Consider the following 16136-nt stretch of genomic DNA (forward strand, 5'->3'; position numbering starts at 1 on the left):
TTTTGAACCCTCAGAACGACAGTTACGGAGCAGTCGTTTTCCGCCCGGGGCGCCAACCCCTCTGCGCCAACGCAGTTCGGACTTTCGCGACAGCGGATTTCGCGTCGTTGGCCATGTGACGCTTCGAAATGCGAACCTCGAGCCAGCCCGCCTCGGCGTAGAGCTCGGATCGCGTGATGTCACGCACCACTTGGTCCTGCGAACCGTGATGCTCGCCCTCGTACTCGACACCGACGCGGAACTCCACGAAGGCGATGTCCGGCTTCGGGCCGCGGCGCCCGTCGGGCGTTGCGATCTGGAGGTTGAGCTGTGGCTCGGGAAGCTCGGCTTCCATGCACGCGAGCCGTAGGCGCGTCTCCGGGGGCGAATCCGCACCGATCCTGATGAGCTCGAGAGCCAGCCGGGCCTTCCGAATTCCGCGTTTTCCTTTGTGCCGATCTACGACACTGCGCAGTTCCTCGATCGTGGCGTAGGGCTCCGACCGGCCCTCGAGCTCGAGGTACGGGACGCGCACGCACGCGTCACCCATCACCACGATGTCGTCGACCGGGAGCATCTCCGCGAGGTCGAGCCAGGTCCGCGCGGGAGTGGTCACCCACATCCCCTCCACAGCCGTCACTTCATCGGCGGAGAGCTTGGCCCGATGGACCACGATGTGCGGGCGGACCAGGTGCGCCGCCCCCTCGGGACGGATCACGTGATAGCCCTCGGCACGCCCTCTCGAGAGGTCCGGCAGGCCAAACAACGCCGCAGCTGTCCAGTGCGACGCCGCGCACTGGACGTTGACCTCGACGAAAGGCCGGACCCTTGCGCTCAAGGGGAGTTCCGCCGTCGTCCGCGCGGTTCGGATTCCGCGCCCCAAGGCACGCAGCGAGGGGTGACGCAGGCGTCTTGGCGTGACCCCAGACGAGACGGCTTCCGCGAGGGTAAACGGTCGCGATTCCAGATGTGTCGGAAGCGGTCTGGGAGTCTTCATGGCTCCATCCGATCAGATGAGCCCCGGAGGGAGCCCGGCGTTATCCACAGCCTCGCATCGACTGCTCCATAACTGTCGTTTTGAGCCCCCAAAACGACAGTTATGGAGCAGTCGATGCGGTGTGAAGGGCTAGTCCTCGCTGCGGACCTCGCGGCGGCGGGCGCTCAGCAGGTCGAGCTCGGGGCGCCCCGCGAGGAAGCGTTCGACGGCGTCGAGCACCTCGACCGCGTGCGCCCGGTCCGCGGAGACGAGCACCGCGCCGAGCTGGGCGCGGCGATGGAGGTCCTGGTCTCCGACCTCGGCCGCCGAGACGTCGAACCGCCGCCGCAGCTCACCGACAAGGGGCCGGACAATCGCCCGCTTCTCCTTGAGCGAATGCACATCCCCGAGCAGGATGTCGACCTCGATCCACGCGATCCACATGGGCCTATTGTTCATCGACTGCTCCGTAACTGTCGTTTTGAGTCCTCACAACGACAGTTACGGAGCAGTCGATGGGGGTGGGGGCGGCGCCCCGAGGCGGGCTAGGCGGCGGCGGGCGGCCTGCTCGCTCGGCCCGGGGCTGCCGAGCGCGAGGCCGACGACGGCGAGGGTCAGGGACGCGGCAGGCCTTGGCGGAAGCAGGCCCCGCCCGAGCGAGGACTTGTCGAGGCCGAGCAGCGAGACGTGCCGGTCGGACATCGAGTCGACGGCCGCGGCGAACAGCGTCCGATACCCCGGCACGAGCATGGGGTCTAGCGGGAGGTTCCGCAGGAAGCCGACCGCCTCGTCGACGCGCGGCGAATGCGCGAGGCGCGCGCCGTCGTCGTACGCGTCGAGCCGCTCCCGCAGCGCGGCGACCGAGCGCGGCGGCGAGGCGACGCCCATGAGCTCCCCCGCCACAGCCCACTCCCGCACGTACTGGTCTGCGCGGCCGGCGGGAAGCGGGCCGCGGACGTATTCGTACGCGCCGAGGAACGCATCCGTGAACGCGATGTGGACCCATTCGAGGAGTTCGGGATCGTTCGCCGAGTACTCCCGCTCGGCGCCGCGCCCGTCCGCGTAGCGGCCGACAACCGGCCCATGGCGCCGCCGGACGTGCTCGCACGCGGCGCGCGCGGCCTCGGTGTCGCCGAACGTCACGGTGAAGACCCAGCGGATCGTCCGGGCGAGGCGGGCGAGGGGATCCTCCTGATAGTACGAATGGTCGAGGACCCCAGCGAGGACGCCAGGGTGCAGGGCCTGCGTGAGGAGCGCTCGGATCCCGCCGACGATCGGCGTCATCCCGCCGTGCACGCGCCACGTGACGGAATCCGCGGCGAAGTACCCCGCGTCGTCGCCGTCCTCGAGCGCGAGCTCCCACGCGGGGATCCCCTCGGACTGGCCCGCGAACGTCAGGCTCAGCCGTCGGCGCAGAGGCTCGAGGACACCGATGCTCACCTTCCAAGCGTCGCGCAGCGGGGCGCCGGCGGGCAACGGCCCCGCGCGAACGCCGTCACACTGACACCACGTTGTGCACCCGCAGCCAGCGCCTCACCGCGCCGTTGAACGCCTCAGGGGCCTCGACGAAGCTCATGTGGCCCACGTCGGGAAGGACCATGAGCTCGGAGCCGGTGATCTGCCGGTGCAGCTCCTCGCCGACGGCGACGGGCGAGCGCACGTCCTCGGATCCGTACAGCAGCAGCGTGGGCACGGTGATGGTCGGGAGCACCGGGCGGTAGTCTGCGCGGCCGGCGGCGGCGAGCAGCGCCCGCATCCCCGCGGGGCGGAAGTCCTCGAACAGCCGCGCGACCTTCGCCCTCATCGCGTCCGTGGCCCGCGGGGTCAGGAGAGTCGGCAGCCAGGCCGGGATGATCTCCGACGGCGGCTTCTCGAGCTCGGCGGTCGCCTGGCGGTAGCGCCGCTCGACCTCCTCGGGCGGAAGCGAGCCTGCCCAGCCCGCGTAGGCCGAAGCCAAGATGAGGGTCCTCGGGATCTCGGGATGCGTCCGCCACAGGTCCAGCGCGACGACCGACCCGAAGGAAAGGCCGAGCACGTGCGGCCGCCGGCCCGCGAGGCCGGTCACCCCGAGGAATCCGGCGAGGAGCTCGCCGAGCGAGCCAGCGCTCAGGGCGAGGTCGTCCGAGCCTCCGCAGCCTGGCGTGTCCCACGCGACGACGGTGAACTCGTCTGAGAGCTCCTCCAGCTGGTCTTCCCAGACTCGGCTGTCTTCGTACGCGCCGTGCAGGAGGACGAGCGGCGGCCCGCTGCCCGCCCTCCGGTAGGTGATCCGCAGGCCCTCGACGGTGACGCTTTCCATGCGAATCAGCGTCCGGCGGGCGGCGCCGACGGTCAAGGATCCGCTCAGAGGATCCGCGCCGGCCATGCTCCGGATCGGGACAGGCGGGCGGCGTCCTCGTCGCGGCGGGCGGAGAGCCTGGCGTCGATGTCGCGGGCTTCGCGCGCTCGCTCGGCGAGCCAGGCCCACACGCGGGCCGCCACGCGGCGCACGACGGACGACGGCGAGGCTCCCCTCGCGCGGGAAACGGGGCCATGGGCGGGGCGAACCACGCGGCGAGGAGCAGGCCGGAAGGAGCGGACGGTGGGCTCTGCGGTGCAGGTGTTCGTGGTCATGGCAAGCAGTCTGGCGCGGTCCGATCGCGGGCGAAACGATTCGGCCCTGCTCGAATCCTCGACCTCGCGCGCCCGTGTTCCTAGGCTGTTTCCATGCTCATCCGACTCACGAGCGAAGACCTCACGAGGGTCCGCTTCGAGGCCTCGCCGATCTGGGAGACCGTCACGAGCCTCCGCGCGCTCCAACAGGGCACGGCCCTGCACAAGCCGTGGATCGACGAGGCCAAGAAGCGCCTCGCGGACTCCCCCGACCCGAAGGCGCGGGAACACCTCCGCCTCCTCACGACCCTCGTGCAGGCGAAGGGCCCCATCCCCGACGCCCTCACCCCGACCCCGGACCGGCAGGACACCCTCGCGGACGCGCTCGCAGCGTTCGCCGACATCCCCGCCGAGCTGTGGCTCCGCGACGTGAAGTACCTCGAGCGCGGCAAGCTCCCCGACTACTCGGCCCGGATTCTCGCAGAATTCCGCGAGGACGTCCCGCGCGGTGTGGCCCGCGTGACCGCCGCCCTCGAGTGGTACTGGGGCACCGCCGTCGAACCCTATTGGCCGCGCCTGCGCTCGGTGCTGCTCGCAGACATCGACTCGCGGCTCGAAGAGCTCGCGCGCCACGGCATCCAGGAGGTCTTCAAGACGCTCCACCCGAGCGTCCGGCCCACGCCGGACGGCCTCGAGATCACTCGCGGCTGTGACGTGACGGACCTGCCCACGCCCGGGCGCGGGCTCATCCTCGTCCCGAACGCGTTCGTGTGGCCCAACACGCTGGTCCTCAACACGGCCCCGTTCGTTCCGACGATCACGTACGCGCCGCGCGGCGTCGGGCGGCTGTGGGAGAAGGTGCGCGAGACGAACGAAAGCCCGATTTCTCGGCTCCTCGGGCGCACGCGCGCCCAGATCCTCGCCCAGCTCGACGTCCCGATGACGACGACGCAGCTAGCGTGCGCGCTCGACCTCGCCGCCGGGACGGTCAGCAGCCACCTCAAGGTCCTCGCCGAGTCCGGGCTCACGGAGCCGCTGCGCTCGGGGCGCGAGGTGTTCTACCAGCGCGGGCGCGTGGGCGAGGAGCTGCTCGCGCGGGCGTAGCGCCCACCAGCTGCTTAACCACCTGCCGCGCGGCTCGCCTCGATGCCCTCCCGGGCCCACGCGGCCTGCGAAGGGGTGCCGGCGCGCGCCGCCCACTGCTCGGCGAGCTGGAATTCGACGAGAGCCCGGTGGGCCGCACCGGCGCCGAGGAGGTGCCAGCCGAGGTTGCCGTGGAGCGAGACGCACCAGCGCTGGACGCGGGGCGTGTGGGCCGTCGACGCGTACTCGATGCCGGCGCGGGACCAGGATTCGGCGTGGCCGTCGTCGGCGAGGGCGAGCATGTGGAACGCGTCCGCGGCCAGGAATTCCTCGCCGAGGTGCTCGCCGAGCTCGGCGGCCTGCTCGAAGAGGGGCACCGACATGGCGGCGTGGCCCGCGGAGTGGAGCACGCGGCCGCGCTCGAGGAGGACGCGGACGGCGACGGTCGGATCCTGCTCGGCGTCGATCTCGTCGAGCACGGCGTCGGCCTCCTCGAACCGGCCCTGCAGACCAATGGCCCGCCCGAGCTGCGTGGTCAGCTCGGCGCGTTCGACGTCGTCGTACGCCGAATCGTCGAGCGCGTTGCGGAAGGCGGCCTCGGAGGCCGCGGGATCGCTGAAGTCCCAGAGCTCGTCGAGCGCGGACTGGTCGAGCGTCACTGCGCGAGCCTCGACCATCCGAGCGCCTCGCGCTGGCCCCGCGGCAGCGACGCGACGACGAGGTCGTAGGAGTCCTCGACGAGGTCGCGGATCGCGTCGCGCGCGAGGTCCCCGTCGAGTCGGACGCCGTTCCAGTGCTTCTTGTTCATGTGGTAAGCCCCTGTGATCTCGGGGTGTGCCGCGCGGAGCTGGACCGCGAGCGCGGGATCGCACTTGAGCGAGAGCGAGAGTGGGCTCGCCTCGGGACGGATCGCCGCGAACATCTTGCCGTCGACGGCGGAGCCCGCCGAGGCCGGCGGCCGCACCTTGTAGACGGCGACGTCGGGCCCGAAAGGATAGTCCTCGTAGGCTCCGGGGAAGGACAGGCAGAGCTCTCTCACCGCATCGGCATCCATAGCCTCAGCCTAACCGCGCCCGGGTTTCCTCCGGGCGAGGACTGGGTGACTAATCTGGGCAAGGGGTCCGCACACGCGACGCGAACGAAGGAATCGATGATGGGCTACGCCGCCGCCGACAACCGCTACGACCACATGGAGTACCGCTTCACAGGAAAGAGCGGGCTCAAGCTGCCGGCACTCTCGCTCGGCCTGTGGCAGAACTTCGGAACCGACCGGTCCGAAGAGACCCAGCGCGCCATCCTGCGGCGCGCCTTCGACCGCGGCGTGACGCATTTCGACCTCGCGAACAACTACGGCCCGCCGTACGGCCGCGCCGAGGAGAACTTCGGCCGCTACCTCAGCGACGACTTCGCACCGTACCGCGACGAGCTCATCATCTCGACGAAGGCCGGCTGGGACATGTGGCCGGGCCCGTACGGGCAGGGCGGCGGCTCGCGGAAGTACGTGCTCGCGAGCCTTGACCAGTCGCTCAAGCGGCTCGGCCTCGACTACGTCGACATCTTCTACAGCCACCGCTTCGACGCGGACACGCCGATCGAGGAGACCATGATGGCCCTCGACACGGCCGTGCGCTCGGGCCGTGCGCTCTACGCGGGCATCTCGTCCTACTCCGCCGCGAAGACCCGCGAGGCCGCGACGATCGCGCGCGAGCTCGGCACGCCCCTGCTCATCCACCAGCCCTCGTACTCGATGCTCAACCGATGGATCGAGGGCGGCCTCCTCGAGGAGCTCGGCGCGCAGGGCATGGGCTGCATCGTCTTCACGGCGCTCGCTCAGGGCCTCCTGACCGACAGGTACCTCAACGGTGTCCCCGCGGATTCCCGCGCGGCCCGCTCCGGATCGTCGATCCCGAGCGAACACCTCGACGAGCGCGTGCTCGCCCACGTGCGGCGGCTCAACGAGCTCGCGGCCGCCCGAGGGCAGAAGCTCGCGCAGCTCGCGCTCCAATGGGTCCTGCGGGATCCGCGGATCACATCGGCGGTCATCGGGGCGTCCTCCGTCGAGCAGCTCGACACGAACCTCGACGCGCTCAACGGCCCGGCCCTGACCGACGAAGAGCTCGCCGTCATCGACTCCGACGCCGTCGATTCCGGCATCAACCTGTGGGCGAAGGTGACGGCGGACTGAGCCTCAGTCCGCCTCGACCTGGACGGTGACGTCCTCGACGTTGGGGAGGGCGTGGCCGAGCCGGTGGCGGATCTCCCACCGGACGGCGTCGGCCTCGCCGACCGTCGTTTCGCGGGCGACGGCGACGACGGCGGTCCCGTGCAGGCGGTGCCCGATCCAGCGGAGCTGGAGGCGACGCACGTCGAGAACCCCGGGGGCGCCGTCGAGCGCGTGCTCCGCGCGGTGGACGAGGTCGGGGTCGACGCCGTCGAGCAGACGCCGTCCGAGGCTGCGGACAGTGCCCCACAGGAGGACGAAGATCGCGATGCTGATGGCGAGGCCGACGATCGGGTCAGCGAGTGGGAAGCCGAGCATGACTCCGACCGCACCGACAACGACGGCGAGCGACGTGAAGCCGTCCGTGCGCGCGTGGATGCCGTCCGCGACGAGCGCTGCCGAGCCGATCCGCCGGCCGACCCGGATGCGATACACCGCGACGGCCTCGTTCCCGAGGAAGCCGATGACGCCTGCCGCGGCGACCCACCACAAATTGCCGAGCGGATGCGGGTTGAGGAGCCGCTCAATCGACTGCCACGCCGCGACAATTGCCGAGAGGGCGACGACCGCGATGATGAACAGGCCCGCGAGATCCTCGGCGCGCCCGTAGCCGTAGGTGTAGCGCTTCGTCGCGGGGCGGCGGGCGAGGATGAACGCGATCCACAGCGGGAGGGCGGTCAGCGCGTCCGAGAAGTTGTGGACCGTGTCCGCGAGCAGCGCGACCGAGCCGCTCACAAGGACGACGGCGAACTGCAGCGACGTCGTCGCGAGGAGCGCGAAGAGGCTGATCTTGAGCGCCCGGACGCCTTCCTGGCTGGCCTCGAGGGCGTCGTCGATCGAGTCGGCGGCGTCGTGGGTGTGCGGCACGAAGAACTCGTAGAGGGCGGCTTTCCAGCCGGTGCCGTGATGGTGATCGTGGTCGTGCCCATGGTCATGATCGTGATCATGGTGATGCCCGTGCGCGTGGTCGTGATCGCGCGCGTGGTCGTGATCGCGGACCTCGTCAGGGTGCGTGTGCGCTCCGTGCTCTGCGCTCATGCGGAAGCTTCCTTCACCGAATCAACGTGGGCGTGGTGGTGGCGCGGCACGCCTCCAAGGGAGTGCTCCGCCTGGAAGATCGCGTCGGAGACCATCTGGGAGGCGTGCTCGTTCGCGAGCCGGTAGAACGCGCGCGTGCCGTCTTGCCGGGCGGTGACGATCCTCGCGAGCCGAAGCTTGGCCAGATGCTGTGAGACGGCCGCAGGAGCCTTGTCCACGATGTCTGCGAGGTGGTTCACCGAGAGTTCGCCGTGCTCGCGCAGGGCGAGGATGATCCGCACGCGCGTCGCGTCGGCGAGCATCGAGAAGACCTCGACCGCGAGGTCGACGTACTGCGAATCGGGGTCACGACCGTATATCCGCTTATCTGCATCCATACGCAGATAGTTTCACAGCCTGACGCCCAACACCAAGCGCGGCCGGATCAGTGCGCTGTCGGGTGGCCCTCCGCAGCGCGGTACGCGGCGATGAGCGACGGCGCGTCGCCGCGCCACGGGGCCCCGTGACCGGGGATCACCCACTCGACGTCCAAGCCAGCGAGCCTCTCGATCGATGCCGATGATCCCGCCTGGTCGTCGGTGAACGGCGCCGGCTGTGGACCGGAGACGCCCGTCAGCACGTGGCGGGTCGTGAGCTCGTCTCCGACGAACACCGCTCTCACCGCGGGCACGTGGACCGCGATGCTTCCCGGCGAGTGGCCGGGCATGGCGATGACCTCCGGGGATCCCGGCAGGGGCAGGACGTCGCCGTCGTGGACCGGGGTCACGTCCCGCAGCGGCGGGATGCGGAGCGCGCCCTTGGCGATCGCGTACGCGAAGAAGCGGACGGTGGGGCCGATCCTTCGCGGATCCTTCGGCGTCGCCGGCGGCTTGGCCCCCTTGGCACGGTCCGCATCCTCGGCACCGATGAAGACGGGAATGCCGAGCTCGCTCCGGAGGCGTTCGGCGAAGCCGATGTGGTCGCTGTCTCCGTGCGTCAGCACGATGCCCTTGACGTCGGAAAGCGGACGCCCGAGGACCCCGAGCTCCCGCACGACGTCGCGATAGTGCCCGGGCAGGCCGGCGTCGACGAGGGTGATTCCGTCGTCCGCGACGATGAGGTGGGCGGCGACGATGTCGTTGCCGATCCGGTGAAGGTGCGGGGCGAGTTCCATGGCGAGCGCGGCTCCCGTCAGCCGATCTGCTCGGCCAGGGCCACGATGATGCCCGCGGGGCGGCGGAGGTAGCAGAGCCGATAGACGTCCTCGTACTGCACGACGTCGCCGAGGAGTTCGGCGCCGTGTGCGCGCAGGCGGTCGATCGTGTCGCTTCTGATGCCGTCGAGCCCTACGGTCCGATCCGCCCAGACACCTTCGATTGGCGCCCTTCCTTCGACCGCCATGCCGAGCTCGGCGAAGAACGCGGCAGCCTCATCCAAGTCGTCGACGACGATGCCGACGTTGTCCATCCGCTGAATAGCCAAGGGCCCTCCCTCTCGCACGCACCTGAACCACCCCCAAGTCTCGTGCGCGCCTCCATCGTGGACAACCCATGGTGCAGTCCGCGGCGTCGGAGTTAGGGTGCGGGCATGGCAGGCATCCTCGCGTGGATCACGCAATCCGGCGTCGTGCAAGGCGTGATCATCGGCGCCACTCTCGCGTTCTTGACGGCCGTCCTCGTCATGGACGCCGTAGGCAGGGCCGTGACGACGACTGCCAATGGGTGGAGCAGCATCCGCGAGTGCGGCCAGCCTGGAAATGGAATCCTCGTGCGCGCTGCGTGCGCGAAGGCCCTGCCCGTCGTCAACGTCTTCGACGAGGCCGCCTATTGGACGACGGCGCGGGACGGCTCAGGGCAATCGCTCAACGGCAGCCACGAGTACGTCCTGCGTTTTCCGGCCGGACAGCTCCCGCCGCATGACGCCTTCTGGTCACTCACCGTGACCGACGTGGTCGGCTACATGGTGGACAACCCGATCAACCGCTCAAGCCTTGACGACCGTTCGGAGCTCCTGAAGAACGCTGACGGCTCGGTCGACATCTATTTCCAGCAGAGCGCTCCGGCCGGCCGCGAACAGAACTGGCTGCCGACGCCTTCCGGGAAATTCAAGCTCATGCTCCGCGTCTACCTTCCCGGCGCGGACATCCTCAACGGCACGTACCAGGTGCCCGAAGTCGTCAGGGTGCGGTGAGATGAATCGCCTTATTCTGAAATACGCATATCCCATCACCGCTGTGATCCTTGTGATTTTCGCGTGGGTCATCTATCAGCGACTTTCACGCGGATGGAGCGAAATCATTCCTCTCGCCGTGGCGGCGGGCATCGTGTGGGTGATCGGCACGCCGGCTTTCATCTACTTCTGGCCGCGACTTACGGTCGGGGGCTACAAGAGGGCCATTCTCAAGCACGGGCTCGGCGGCGGCCCGGTCCCCGTCAACACGCTGTACGCCGCGCCCGGCACCCCGTCTCCGTCCGCGTCGCGCGCGAGTCTCATGGCGACCGGAACGGACGATCTGCTCTACATCGGCGGCTGGCTCGACCTGAGGGAGGCGCCTCAAATCCTGCACGTGCCCGACACGGCGGGCCGGTATTACAGCGTGCAGCTCACCGATCCTTCGACGAGCGCCAATTTCGCCTACGTCGGCAAGCGCACCACGGGAACCGAGGCCGGCGACTACGTCCTGACCGGGCCCGGCTGGACGGGAGCGATTCCGGACGGCATGACCCAGATTTCATCGCCCAGCCATTCCGTGCTCGTCGTCGGCCGCGTGTTCGTCGCAAGCGAGGCCGATCTTCCCGCCGCCTGCGGGCTCGCCCAGCAAATACAGCTCAGCCCGCTCCGCGGGTAGCCTCTTCGATCGAGAATCCCGGCGGGGACGCTACTCGACCCCGAGGAAGTGCTCGAGGTTCACGACCGTGAGGCCCGCCGCGAGGTGCGCGGCACGGAAGGCCGCGAGGTCCGCGGCGAACTCGGGGCGGAAGTGCATGAGCACGATGTCGCCGGGCCGCAGCGAGTTCCCATACTGGTAGTCCATGTGGCCGGCGTTCGCCTTCGTCTCCCAGTCGATGATCGCGCGGAGGCCCGCGTCCGCGCAGGCCTTGCGCATCGTCGCGGAGTAGGCGCCGCCGGGCGGGCGGAAGAGCGTGGGACGGCGTCCGAAGGTCGCCTGGGCGAACTCTTGCATTCCCTTGATCTCCGCGAGCTGATATGGGTACGACTTCGTCGACATGCTCACGTCGTGGCTCACGGTATGGTTCTCGACGAAGTCGCCGTCGCGCATGAGCTGCCTGAAGTACTCGGGATCCTCCTGCACGAAGTTCTTCGTCAGGAACATCGTCACGGGGTAGCCGTACTTCCTGAGAAGCTCGATCGCCTCCGGCTTCTTTGTCACGCCGTCGTCGATCGTCAGGAAGACAATCGGATTCTTGGTCGTGACCCGCGTGATGACCGGCACGAGCCCGCCCTGGATCGGCGGGACCTGGAAGTCTCGCGCGAACGTCGGCACCGCGGGGGTCTCCGGCGCCGCGGGGACCTCCGGCGCCTCGGCGACCGTCTCCGCCGTCACCGGCGCGTCCGCCGTCGGGGCGCCCGTGCCCGGCTGCGAGCACGAGGCGAGAGTCCCTGCGACGGCGGCGGCACCCAGCAGCCCCAACGCGGCACGACGCGTCGGAGCGAGGCGATCGAAATCTGACATGTAGTCCTGTCAACGGCGGGGCTGATCAGCTCAATCGTAGGCCCAGCACATTAACGAGCGGAAAACAAGTCAATTGCGACGTGCCCGGGCGCGTCGCCAGTCTTCCTGTGCGGGGCAGGCGTTCATGACGACGTCGAGACCGGCCGCCTTCGCGCGTTCGGCAGCGGCTTCGTCGATCACTCCGAGCTGGAGCCACACGGCCTTGGCGCCCACCGCGATCGCCTGGTCGACGACGTCGCCGACCCGCTGGGAGTTGACGAAGCAGTCGACGACGTCGATCGGGTGCAGCTCCGCCGGGATGTCGGCGAGCGTCGCGTAGCCCTTCTCGCCGTGGACATCCTCGCCCCGCGGATTGACGGGGATGATCTGCTGCCCGAGCTCGTCGCGGATGAACTCGGCGACCGAGTACGCGGACCTCCACTGGTTCTGGCTCAGCCCGACGATCGCCCAGCGGCCGGGGGTCTCCATGAGGCGCTCGATGACCTCGGGATCGTTGACGTGTCCCATATCCCCACTCTACGCCGCAGAGCTGCCGTCACCGGGAGGAAAGCCGCGGCGCCGGTTCCGCCCTGAGGGAACGCGATAGCGTTCCGCCACGGGAGAACCGGCGCCGCGAGCGCTGAGTCAGGCGCCGAGCTTCGAGGGCTCAGGAGCTGCTTCCTTCTCGACGTAGCCGTACACCTCGGGGAGGAGGAACTTGGCCGAGAGGAAGCCGATAAGGGACAGGACCGAGACCGCGAGGGTCGCGCCCACTGGGCCCCAGCTCTTGGTCATGATCGGGAAGACGAACGCGCCGAAGAACGAGGCCCCCTTGACGAAGATATAGCCGAAGCCGGAGGCGGTGGCCTTGAACCGAGCCGGGGCGACCATCGACGCGATCGTCATGCCGTTGGAGGCATCCCAGTAGTGGCCCCACATGAGCACGGCCGCGGCGAGGACGATGAGCCACTGGATGTTGTTCCCGAGCGCGAACGCGCCCGCGACGAGCCCGACGAACGCGAGGCCATAACCCCACATCGCGACGCCCCTGTGCCCGGTCTTGGCAATCATGGCCGGGGCGAGGAAGCCCGAGATGGTCGCGAGGACGTAGATCGCGGCGGTGACGACGTTGGTGCCCGTCAGGTTCGCGTTGGACGCGACGCCGACCCCGGCGGTGATCAGGATGACCGGGAGGTAGAAGCCGAACGCGGTGAACTCGGCGCCCTGGCACGCATTGGAGATCCAGGCGAAGATCGAGGCCTTGCGCTTGATCGGGTCGGCCCAGATGACCTTGAGGAAGTCCCCGACCTTGGCCTTGTCGATGTGCACGTCCTGGTTCGGGAGCATGTCCAGGGGCTCGTTGAAGAGCTTGAGCGAGACTTCCTTGGCCTTGACGAACTTCCCGCGCTGGATGAGGTAGAGCGGGGTCTCGGGCAGGTCGAGGCGGGCCAGGAGAAGGAACACCGCCGGCAGCGCCCCGATGGCCAGCGCGACGCGCCAGAGGATCGCGTGGTCGATGCCGGTGGCGTACATGATCGTGATGATGACGATCGAGATGACCTCGCCGATGCCGAACATGCCCTGCCAGCGGGAACCCATCTTCTCCCGGGCGCCCTTGGACATCGACTCCATGATGTACGCGTAGCCGTTGGAGATGTCAGAGCCGAGCGGAATGCCGATGAGGATGCGCATGATGATCAGGTCCCACACGCTGTGCGAGAAGCCCTGGGCCAGGGCCAGGGCGATGAACAGGATCATCGTCAGGACGAAGACCCGTTTGCGCCCCAGCCTGTCCGCGATGTAGCCGCCGAGGATCGCCCCGATCAGCGCCCCGCCCTGAACACCGGCGGTGAGGAACCCGAGCTCGAAATCGGTCGGCTTGTACTCGGCCTTGATGAACACGAGCACGAAGGAGAGGGCATAGAGGTCCCAAGCTTCGATGAGGATGGTCGCGATCATCATCCAGCCGCCGCGGCGGCTGGATGCTGTTCCGTTCCTGTTGAGCAGGACGTCGGTCGCTTGGTCGGACAATCGCCTGATAGTCGCCTGATCCATCATGGCCTTTCTCGCGGAGAGCCGGCGTGCGCGGCACCTGCCAGCGAGGCGGGGTGGGTTGACGCCATAGTCACTCCAAGATGGTGGGTTAAATCTGTTCTCATTCCCCCATGTGAGGTTTAGATCATACCTAAAACCTTCGCGAGTGCAACAGCTATGATGTAAAGACCCCCGGTCACCGCCGATCCTCAGGAGTCGTCATGGCGCACGCAGCCCCGCTCTCCGCGACGGGCGCTCCCCACCCGACCGGACTCCATGCGAAGCTGCTCGAGGAAGTCGGATCGGCCATCGCCGAGGGGACGCTGCGCGCCGGGGCCGTCATCCAGATCGAGTCGCTCGAGGAACGCTACGCCGTCTCCCGCTCGGTGGTGCGCGAGGCCGTGCGGGTGCTCGCCTCGATGGGGCTCGTCGCCCCGCGCCGGCGGCTCGGAATCCAGATCCTCCCCGCAAGCGAATGGAACGTCTACGACCCCCAGGTGATCCGCTGGCGGCTCGCCTCGTCGAAGAGATTCGCCCAGCTCAAGTCCCTCACCGAGCTGCGCAGCGCCGTCGAGCCCGAAGCGGCGCGCCTCGCCGCGATCCGCTCCGTCGCGGGCCAGACCGCAGAGCTGCTCGACCTCGCAGGGGAGCTCTGGGCCGCGGGCCAGGAGACGAACCCGGAGCGCTTCCTCCGCGTGGACATCGAATTCCACCGCTTCATCCTCGCCGCCTCCGGCAACGAGATGTTCGCAGCGCTGCACCCCCTCGTCGCCGAAGTCCTGTCCGGGCGCACCCACCTCGGGCTCATGCCCGCGCGTCCCCACCCGGATGCCCTCCAGCTGCATATGGACGTGGCTGCGGCGATCCAGCGCTCGAGCCCCGATGAAGCGCACAGCGCGATGCGCGCCATCATGACCCGGACCATGTCCGAGGTGAGCGAGCTCTTCGCGAGCTTCGAGGTGCCCGCCGAGGGTCGCCCGGCCTAGCGGTGCTTGCCCCCGGACTTCGCCGTGGGCGTGCGGGGGCCCTGCGACGTCGTCGCCGCGTGGCGCCCCGTCAGAAGCGGGCGCACGAGGGCGGCATCGACGCTCGCGAGGTCCACCCTCGGGAGCGTCGCCTCGACGATGCCCTCGACATTCGCATCGACCGTGGTTGGCTGAGCGGCCGACCCCTGCAGCGCGAGCTCGGCGGGTGCCAGGACTACCTCGGCCTCGTGATGCCCCGAACCGTGCGGCTCGTCGTGCCGCGCGCTGTGCGCCGCGCGACTGCCCGCCGAGGGCGCCGCGTCACGGCTCGGCGCGGCGGTTCGCACCTGGAGGGCCGGAGCCACGAAGGAGACGGGCTCGATGGCGGCGGGCTGCCCGCCCGTGCCGCCGCCCGCCGTCGTCCGCGCCTCGCCGGCCACGGGCTGGGCCTGCGCCGCCGCGGGAGAGGCGGGCGCGCTCGCCGCGTGCGAGTCGGCCCGAGGAGTCCCGGTCACGTAGTCGATGCCGCCCTGCGCGGCGACGCCCGAGGCGCTCAGCCCGACGCCCGCCACCACGACGGCGCTGATCATCGCCCCGCGGTGCCGCTTGCGGGGGGCGAAGCGGACGACGACGGCATCCGCCGAGCCGGTGAGCTTGCCGAGCGCTTCGTCGGCCGCGCGGTGCGCCGCCCGAGTTGAGGCCACCAGGCGGGGCGCGTCGCCCTGGCCTGGGGCGAGGAGCTCGGCGAGGAGGCCAGTCGGCGCGGGAGCCTCGGGCGGGCACAGCCCGCGGAGGGATTCGAGCGCACGGCCCAGGGCGTCGTCGTGCGCCATCCCGGCCTCGGCGAGGAAGCTTGCGACCGCATCCCGTGTCGATTCGCTGCTCACTATGCCATCACCCCTTCCGAGACCAATTCGCGCAAGGCCTTGAGGCCTCGCCGCTGAAGCTGTTTGACGGCGCCCGGCGTCTTGCCGAGGACCGTCGCGACATCCTCGACGCTCAGTTCGCCCACGATGCGGAGCATGAGCACGTCCCGCTGCTCGGGCTTGAGCGCCTCGATGAGGAGGTGCGCGTCCGTCTGGCCGTTGCGCACGAGGGCTTCGGCCTCGGCAGAGGGGACGGCGCGCGTGTCCAGGAGCGGGTCGTAGTCGACGTTGCGCGGACGGCGTTCGATCCGGCGGTAGTAGTCGACGGCGCGCGCGTGGGCGACCGAGAAGACGAAGGTGCGGAGCCCGGCGACGCCGCCGGTGATCCCGCCGACGCGCGGAAGGACGCTCAAGAACACGTCCTGCATGAGGGCCTCCGGATCATCGACCCCGCGAGCAGTGAAGTATCCGAGAACGGCCGGGGCGAGGGCGCTGTAGATACGGGCGAAGAGCTCGGACTCCGGATGCGCTCCGGGCACGAGGTCTTCGTCCGTGAGCGCTTCCCGCACGTCTCCCCCGCTCCGTCGAGTCTTCCCCATAGCTGTCCCAGTGTAAGGGCACTCTCCCGCTCGCGTCGCGGGGGCACTCTCGGGCCGAGACATAGGCGAAGCCGGGCTGGAACATGATGGGGGACAGATTCCAGCCCGGCTTCACTCACGTCATCGCGCGA

The 16136-nt window shown here is 69.3% G+C and carries 21 protein-coding genes; 5 read left to right on the top strand and 16 right to left on the bottom strand.

The features are described from left to right. Positions 1 to 22: 22 nt before the first annotated feature. The 5 genes from SPF06_RS09710 to SPF06_RS09730 all read right to left on the bottom strand — a co-directional run bounded on the left by SPF06_RS09710 (position 23) and on the right by SPF06_RS09730 (position 3568). A complete protein-coding gene (locus SPF06_RS09710; RefSeq protein ID WP_323278848.1) occupies positions 23 to 817 on the bottom strand; it encodes a type IV toxin-antitoxin system AbiEi family antitoxin in 795 nt (264 codons plus the stop codon). 288 nt (positions 818 to 1105) lie between these two features. Further along, the gene (locus SPF06_RS09715) at positions 1106 to 1399 is read right to left on the bottom strand and encodes a DUF503 domain-containing protein (protein ID WP_323278991.1); all 294 of its coding nucleotides are present in this window, start codon (positions 1397 to 1399) and stop codon (positions 1106 to 1108) included. A gap of 57 nt (positions 1400 to 1456) precedes the next feature. Further along, the gene (locus SPF06_RS09720) at positions 1457 to 2395 is read right to left on the bottom strand and encodes an oxygenase MpaB family protein (protein WP_323278850.1); all 939 of its coding nucleotides are present in this window, start codon (positions 2393 to 2395) and stop codon (positions 1457 to 1459) included. Between the two features lie 55 nt (positions 2396 to 2450). Beyond that, positions 2451 to 3254 (bottom strand): alpha/beta fold hydrolase, encoded by an 804-nt coding sequence (locus SPF06_RS09725; RefSeq protein ID WP_323278851.1) that lies wholly within the window; start codon positions 3252 to 3254, stop codon positions 2451 to 2453. 44 nt (positions 3255 to 3298) lie between these two features. Continuing rightward, positions 3299 to 3568 (bottom strand): hypothetical protein, encoded by a 270-nt coding sequence (locus tag SPF06_RS09730; protein WP_323278852.1) that lies wholly within the window; start codon positions 3566 to 3568, stop codon positions 3299 to 3301. Between the two features lie 93 nt (positions 3569 to 3661). Here SPF06_RS09730 and SPF06_RS09735 point away from each other — a divergent pair, with 93 nt between their 5' ends. Continuing rightward, positions 3662 to 4651: an ArsR/SmtB family transcription factor gene (locus tag SPF06_RS09735; protein WP_323278853.1), complete on the top strand. Its 990-nt coding sequence runs from the start codon at positions 3662 to 3664 to the stop codon at positions 4649 to 4651. 14 nt (positions 4652 to 4665) lie between these two features. Here SPF06_RS09735 and SPF06_RS09740 read toward each other — a convergent pair whose 3' ends face one another. Both SPF06_RS09740 and SPF06_RS09745 read right to left on the bottom strand, forming a co-directional pair. Further along, positions 4666 to 5289 carry a hypothetical protein gene (locus tag SPF06_RS09740; RefSeq protein WP_323278854.1) on the bottom strand — a complete coding sequence of 208 codons (624 nt, stop codon included), beginning with the start codon at positions 5287 to 5289 and terminating at the stop codon, positions 4666 to 4668. Then, positions 5286 to 5684, bottom strand: coding sequence for an MmcQ/YjbR family DNA-binding protein (locus SPF06_RS09745; protein WP_323278855.1), 399 nt, complete (start codon positions 5682 to 5684; stop codon positions 5286 to 5288). Before SPF06_RS09745 ends, SPF06_RS09740 begins: the two co-directional genes overlap by 4 nt. Positions 5685 to 5783: 99 nt before the next feature. Between SPF06_RS09745 and mgrA the strand changes: the two genes are divergently transcribed. Next, positions 5784 to 6815, top strand: coding sequence for an L-glyceraldehyde 3-phosphate reductase (gene mgrA / locus SPF06_RS09750; protein ID WP_323278856.1), 1032 nt, complete (start codon positions 5784 to 5786; stop codon positions 6813 to 6815). A gap of 3 nt (positions 6816 to 6818) precedes the next feature. On the opposite strand, the gene SPF06_RS09755 is transcribed toward mgrA, so the two are convergent. Genes SPF06_RS09755 through SPF06_RS09770 form a run of 4 tightly spaced genes read right to left on the bottom strand, consistent with a single transcriptional unit; the run spans position 6819 to position 9350 of the window. Further along, positions 6819 to 7889: a cation diffusion facilitator family transporter gene (locus SPF06_RS09755; RefSeq protein ID WP_323278857.1), complete on the bottom strand. Its 1071-nt coding sequence runs from the start codon at positions 7887 to 7889 to the stop codon at positions 6819 to 6821. Beyond that, positions 7886 to 8266 carry an ArsR/SmtB family transcription factor gene (locus tag SPF06_RS09760; protein WP_323278858.1) on the bottom strand — a complete coding sequence of 127 codons (381 nt, stop codon included), beginning with the start codon at positions 8264 to 8266 and terminating at the stop codon, positions 7886 to 7888. Before SPF06_RS09760 ends, SPF06_RS09755 begins: the two co-directional genes overlap by 4 nt. 47 nt (positions 8267 to 8313) lie before the next feature. Then, positions 8314 to 9042, bottom strand: coding sequence for an MBL fold metallo-hydrolase (locus tag SPF06_RS09765; RefSeq protein ID WP_323278859.1), 729 nt, complete (start codon positions 9040 to 9042; stop codon positions 8314 to 8316). A gap of 17 nt (positions 9043 to 9059) precedes the next feature. Further along, positions 9060 to 9350 carry a VOC family protein gene (locus SPF06_RS09770; RefSeq protein WP_323278860.1) on the bottom strand — a complete coding sequence of 97 codons (291 nt, stop codon included), beginning with the start codon at positions 9348 to 9350 and terminating at the stop codon, positions 9060 to 9062. 105 nt (positions 9351 to 9455) lie between these two features. Between SPF06_RS09770 and SPF06_RS09775 the strand changes: the two genes are divergently transcribed. After that, positions 9456 to 10058, top strand: a complete 603-nt coding sequence (locus SPF06_RS09775; RefSeq protein WP_323278861.1) for a DUF1214 domain-containing protein — start codon at positions 9456 to 9458, stop codon at positions 10056 to 10058. Between the two features lie 43 nt (positions 10059 to 10101). Further along, entirely contained in the window at positions 10102 to 10716 is a 615-nt protein-coding gene (locus tag SPF06_RS09780) for a DUF1254 domain-containing protein (RefSeq protein WP_323278862.1), read from the top strand. A 30-nt stretch (positions 10717 to 10746) separates the two neighbouring features. On the opposite strand, the gene SPF06_RS09785 is transcribed toward SPF06_RS09780, so the two are convergent. The 3 genes from SPF06_RS09785 to SPF06_RS09795 form a co-directional block, all read right to left on the bottom strand. Beyond that, the gene (locus tag SPF06_RS09785; protein WP_323278863.1) at positions 10747 to 11562 is read right to left on the bottom strand and encodes a polysaccharide deacetylase family protein; all 816 of its coding nucleotides are present in this window, start codon (positions 11560 to 11562) and stop codon (positions 10747 to 10749) included. Positions 11563 to 11631: 69 nt separating this feature from the next. Further along, on the bottom strand, positions 11632 to 12069 hold the full coding sequence (locus SPF06_RS09790; RefSeq protein WP_323278864.1) for a CoA-binding protein: 438 nt from the start codon (positions 12067 to 12069) through the stop codon (positions 11632 to 11634). Positions 12070 to 12186: 117 nt separating this feature from the next. Beyond that, entirely contained in the window at positions 12187 to 13572 is a 1386-nt protein-coding gene (locus tag SPF06_RS09795) for an MFS transporter (RefSeq protein ID WP_323278865.1), read from the bottom strand. 224 nt (positions 13573 to 13796) lie between these two features. Between SPF06_RS09795 and SPF06_RS09800 the strand changes: the two genes are divergently transcribed. Next, entirely contained in the window at positions 13797 to 14561 is a 765-nt protein-coding gene (locus SPF06_RS09800) for a FadR/GntR family transcriptional regulator (protein ID WP_323278866.1), read from the top strand. On the opposite strand, the gene SPF06_RS09805 is transcribed toward SPF06_RS09800, so the two are convergent. Together SPF06_RS09805 and SPF06_RS09810 are read right to left on the bottom strand one after the other, a co-directional pair. After that, positions 14558 to 15427: a hypothetical protein gene (locus SPF06_RS09805; RefSeq protein WP_323278867.1), complete on the bottom strand. Its 870-nt coding sequence runs from the start codon at positions 15425 to 15427 to the stop codon at positions 14558 to 14560. The two genes, SPF06_RS09800 and SPF06_RS09805, sit on opposite strands and share 4 nt — an antisense overlap. Beyond that, a complete protein-coding gene (locus SPF06_RS09810) occupies positions 15427 to 16005 on the bottom strand; it encodes an RNA polymerase sigma factor (protein ID WP_323278868.1) in 579 nt (192 codons plus the stop codon). Before SPF06_RS09810 ends, SPF06_RS09805 begins: the two co-directional genes overlap by 1 nt. Positions 16006 to 16136 lie beyond the last annotated feature (131 nt).

Origin of the sequence: Sinomonas terricola, from assembly GCF_034931225.1 — a bacterium.
Taxonomy (GTDB): domain Bacteria; phylum Actinomycetota; class Actinomycetes; order Actinomycetales; family Micrococcaceae; genus Sinomonas; species Sinomonas terricola.

Excerpts from the sequence above, each read along its gene's own strand:
- SPF06_RS09715 (WP_323278991.1), bottom strand. The coding sequence starts at position 1,399 with ATGTGGATCGCGTGGATCGAGGTCGACATCCTGCTCGGGGATGTGCAT.
- SPF06_RS09725 (WP_323278851.1), bottom strand. The coding sequence starts at position 3,254 with ATGGAAAGCGTCACCGTCGAGGGCCTGCGGATCACCTACCGGAGGGCG.
- SPF06_RS09730 (WP_323278852.1), bottom strand. The coding sequence starts at position 3,568 with ATGACCACGAACACCTGCACCGCAGAGCCCACCGTCCGCTCCTTCCGG.
- SPF06_RS09735 (WP_323278853.1), top strand. The coding sequence starts at position 3,662 with ATGCTCATCCGACTCACGAGCGAAGACCTCACGAGGGTCCGCTTCGAG.
- SPF06_RS09745 (WP_323278855.1), bottom strand. The coding sequence starts at position 5,684 with ATGGATGCCGATGCGGTGAGAGAGCTCTGCCTGTCCTTCCCCGGAGCC.
- mgrA (WP_323278856.1), top strand. The coding sequence starts at position 5,784 with ATGGGCTACGCCGCCGCCGACAACCGCTACGACCACATGGAGTACCGC.
- SPF06_RS09755 (WP_323278857.1), bottom strand. The coding sequence starts at position 7,889 with ATGAGCGCAGAGCACGGAGCGCACACGCACCCTGACGAGGTCCGCGAT.
- SPF06_RS09760 (WP_323278858.1), bottom strand. The coding sequence starts at position 8,266 with ATGGATGCAGATAAGCGGATATACGGTCGTGACCCCGATTCGCAGTAC.
- SPF06_RS09765 (WP_323278859.1), bottom strand. The coding sequence starts at position 9,042 with ATGGAACTCGCCCCGCACCTTCACCGGATCGGCAACGACATCGTCGCC.
- SPF06_RS09775 (WP_323278861.1), top strand. The coding sequence starts at position 9,456 with ATGGCAGGCATCCTCGCGTGGATCACGCAATCCGGCGTCGTGCAAGGC.
- SPF06_RS09785 (WP_323278863.1), bottom strand. The coding sequence starts at position 11,562 with ATGTCAGATTTCGATCGCCTCGCTCCGACGCGTCGTGCCGCGTTGGGG.
- SPF06_RS09790 (WP_323278864.1), bottom strand. The coding sequence starts at position 12,069 with ATGGGACACGTCAACGATCCCGAGGTCATCGAGCGCCTCATGGAGACC.
- SPF06_RS09800 (WP_323278866.1), top strand. The coding sequence starts at position 13,797 with ATGGCGCACGCAGCCCCGCTCTCCGCGACGGGCGCTCCCCACCCGACC.
- SPF06_RS09810 (WP_323278868.1), bottom strand. The coding sequence starts at position 16,005 with ATGGGGAAGACTCGACGGAGCGGGGGAGACGTGCGGGAAGCGCTCACG.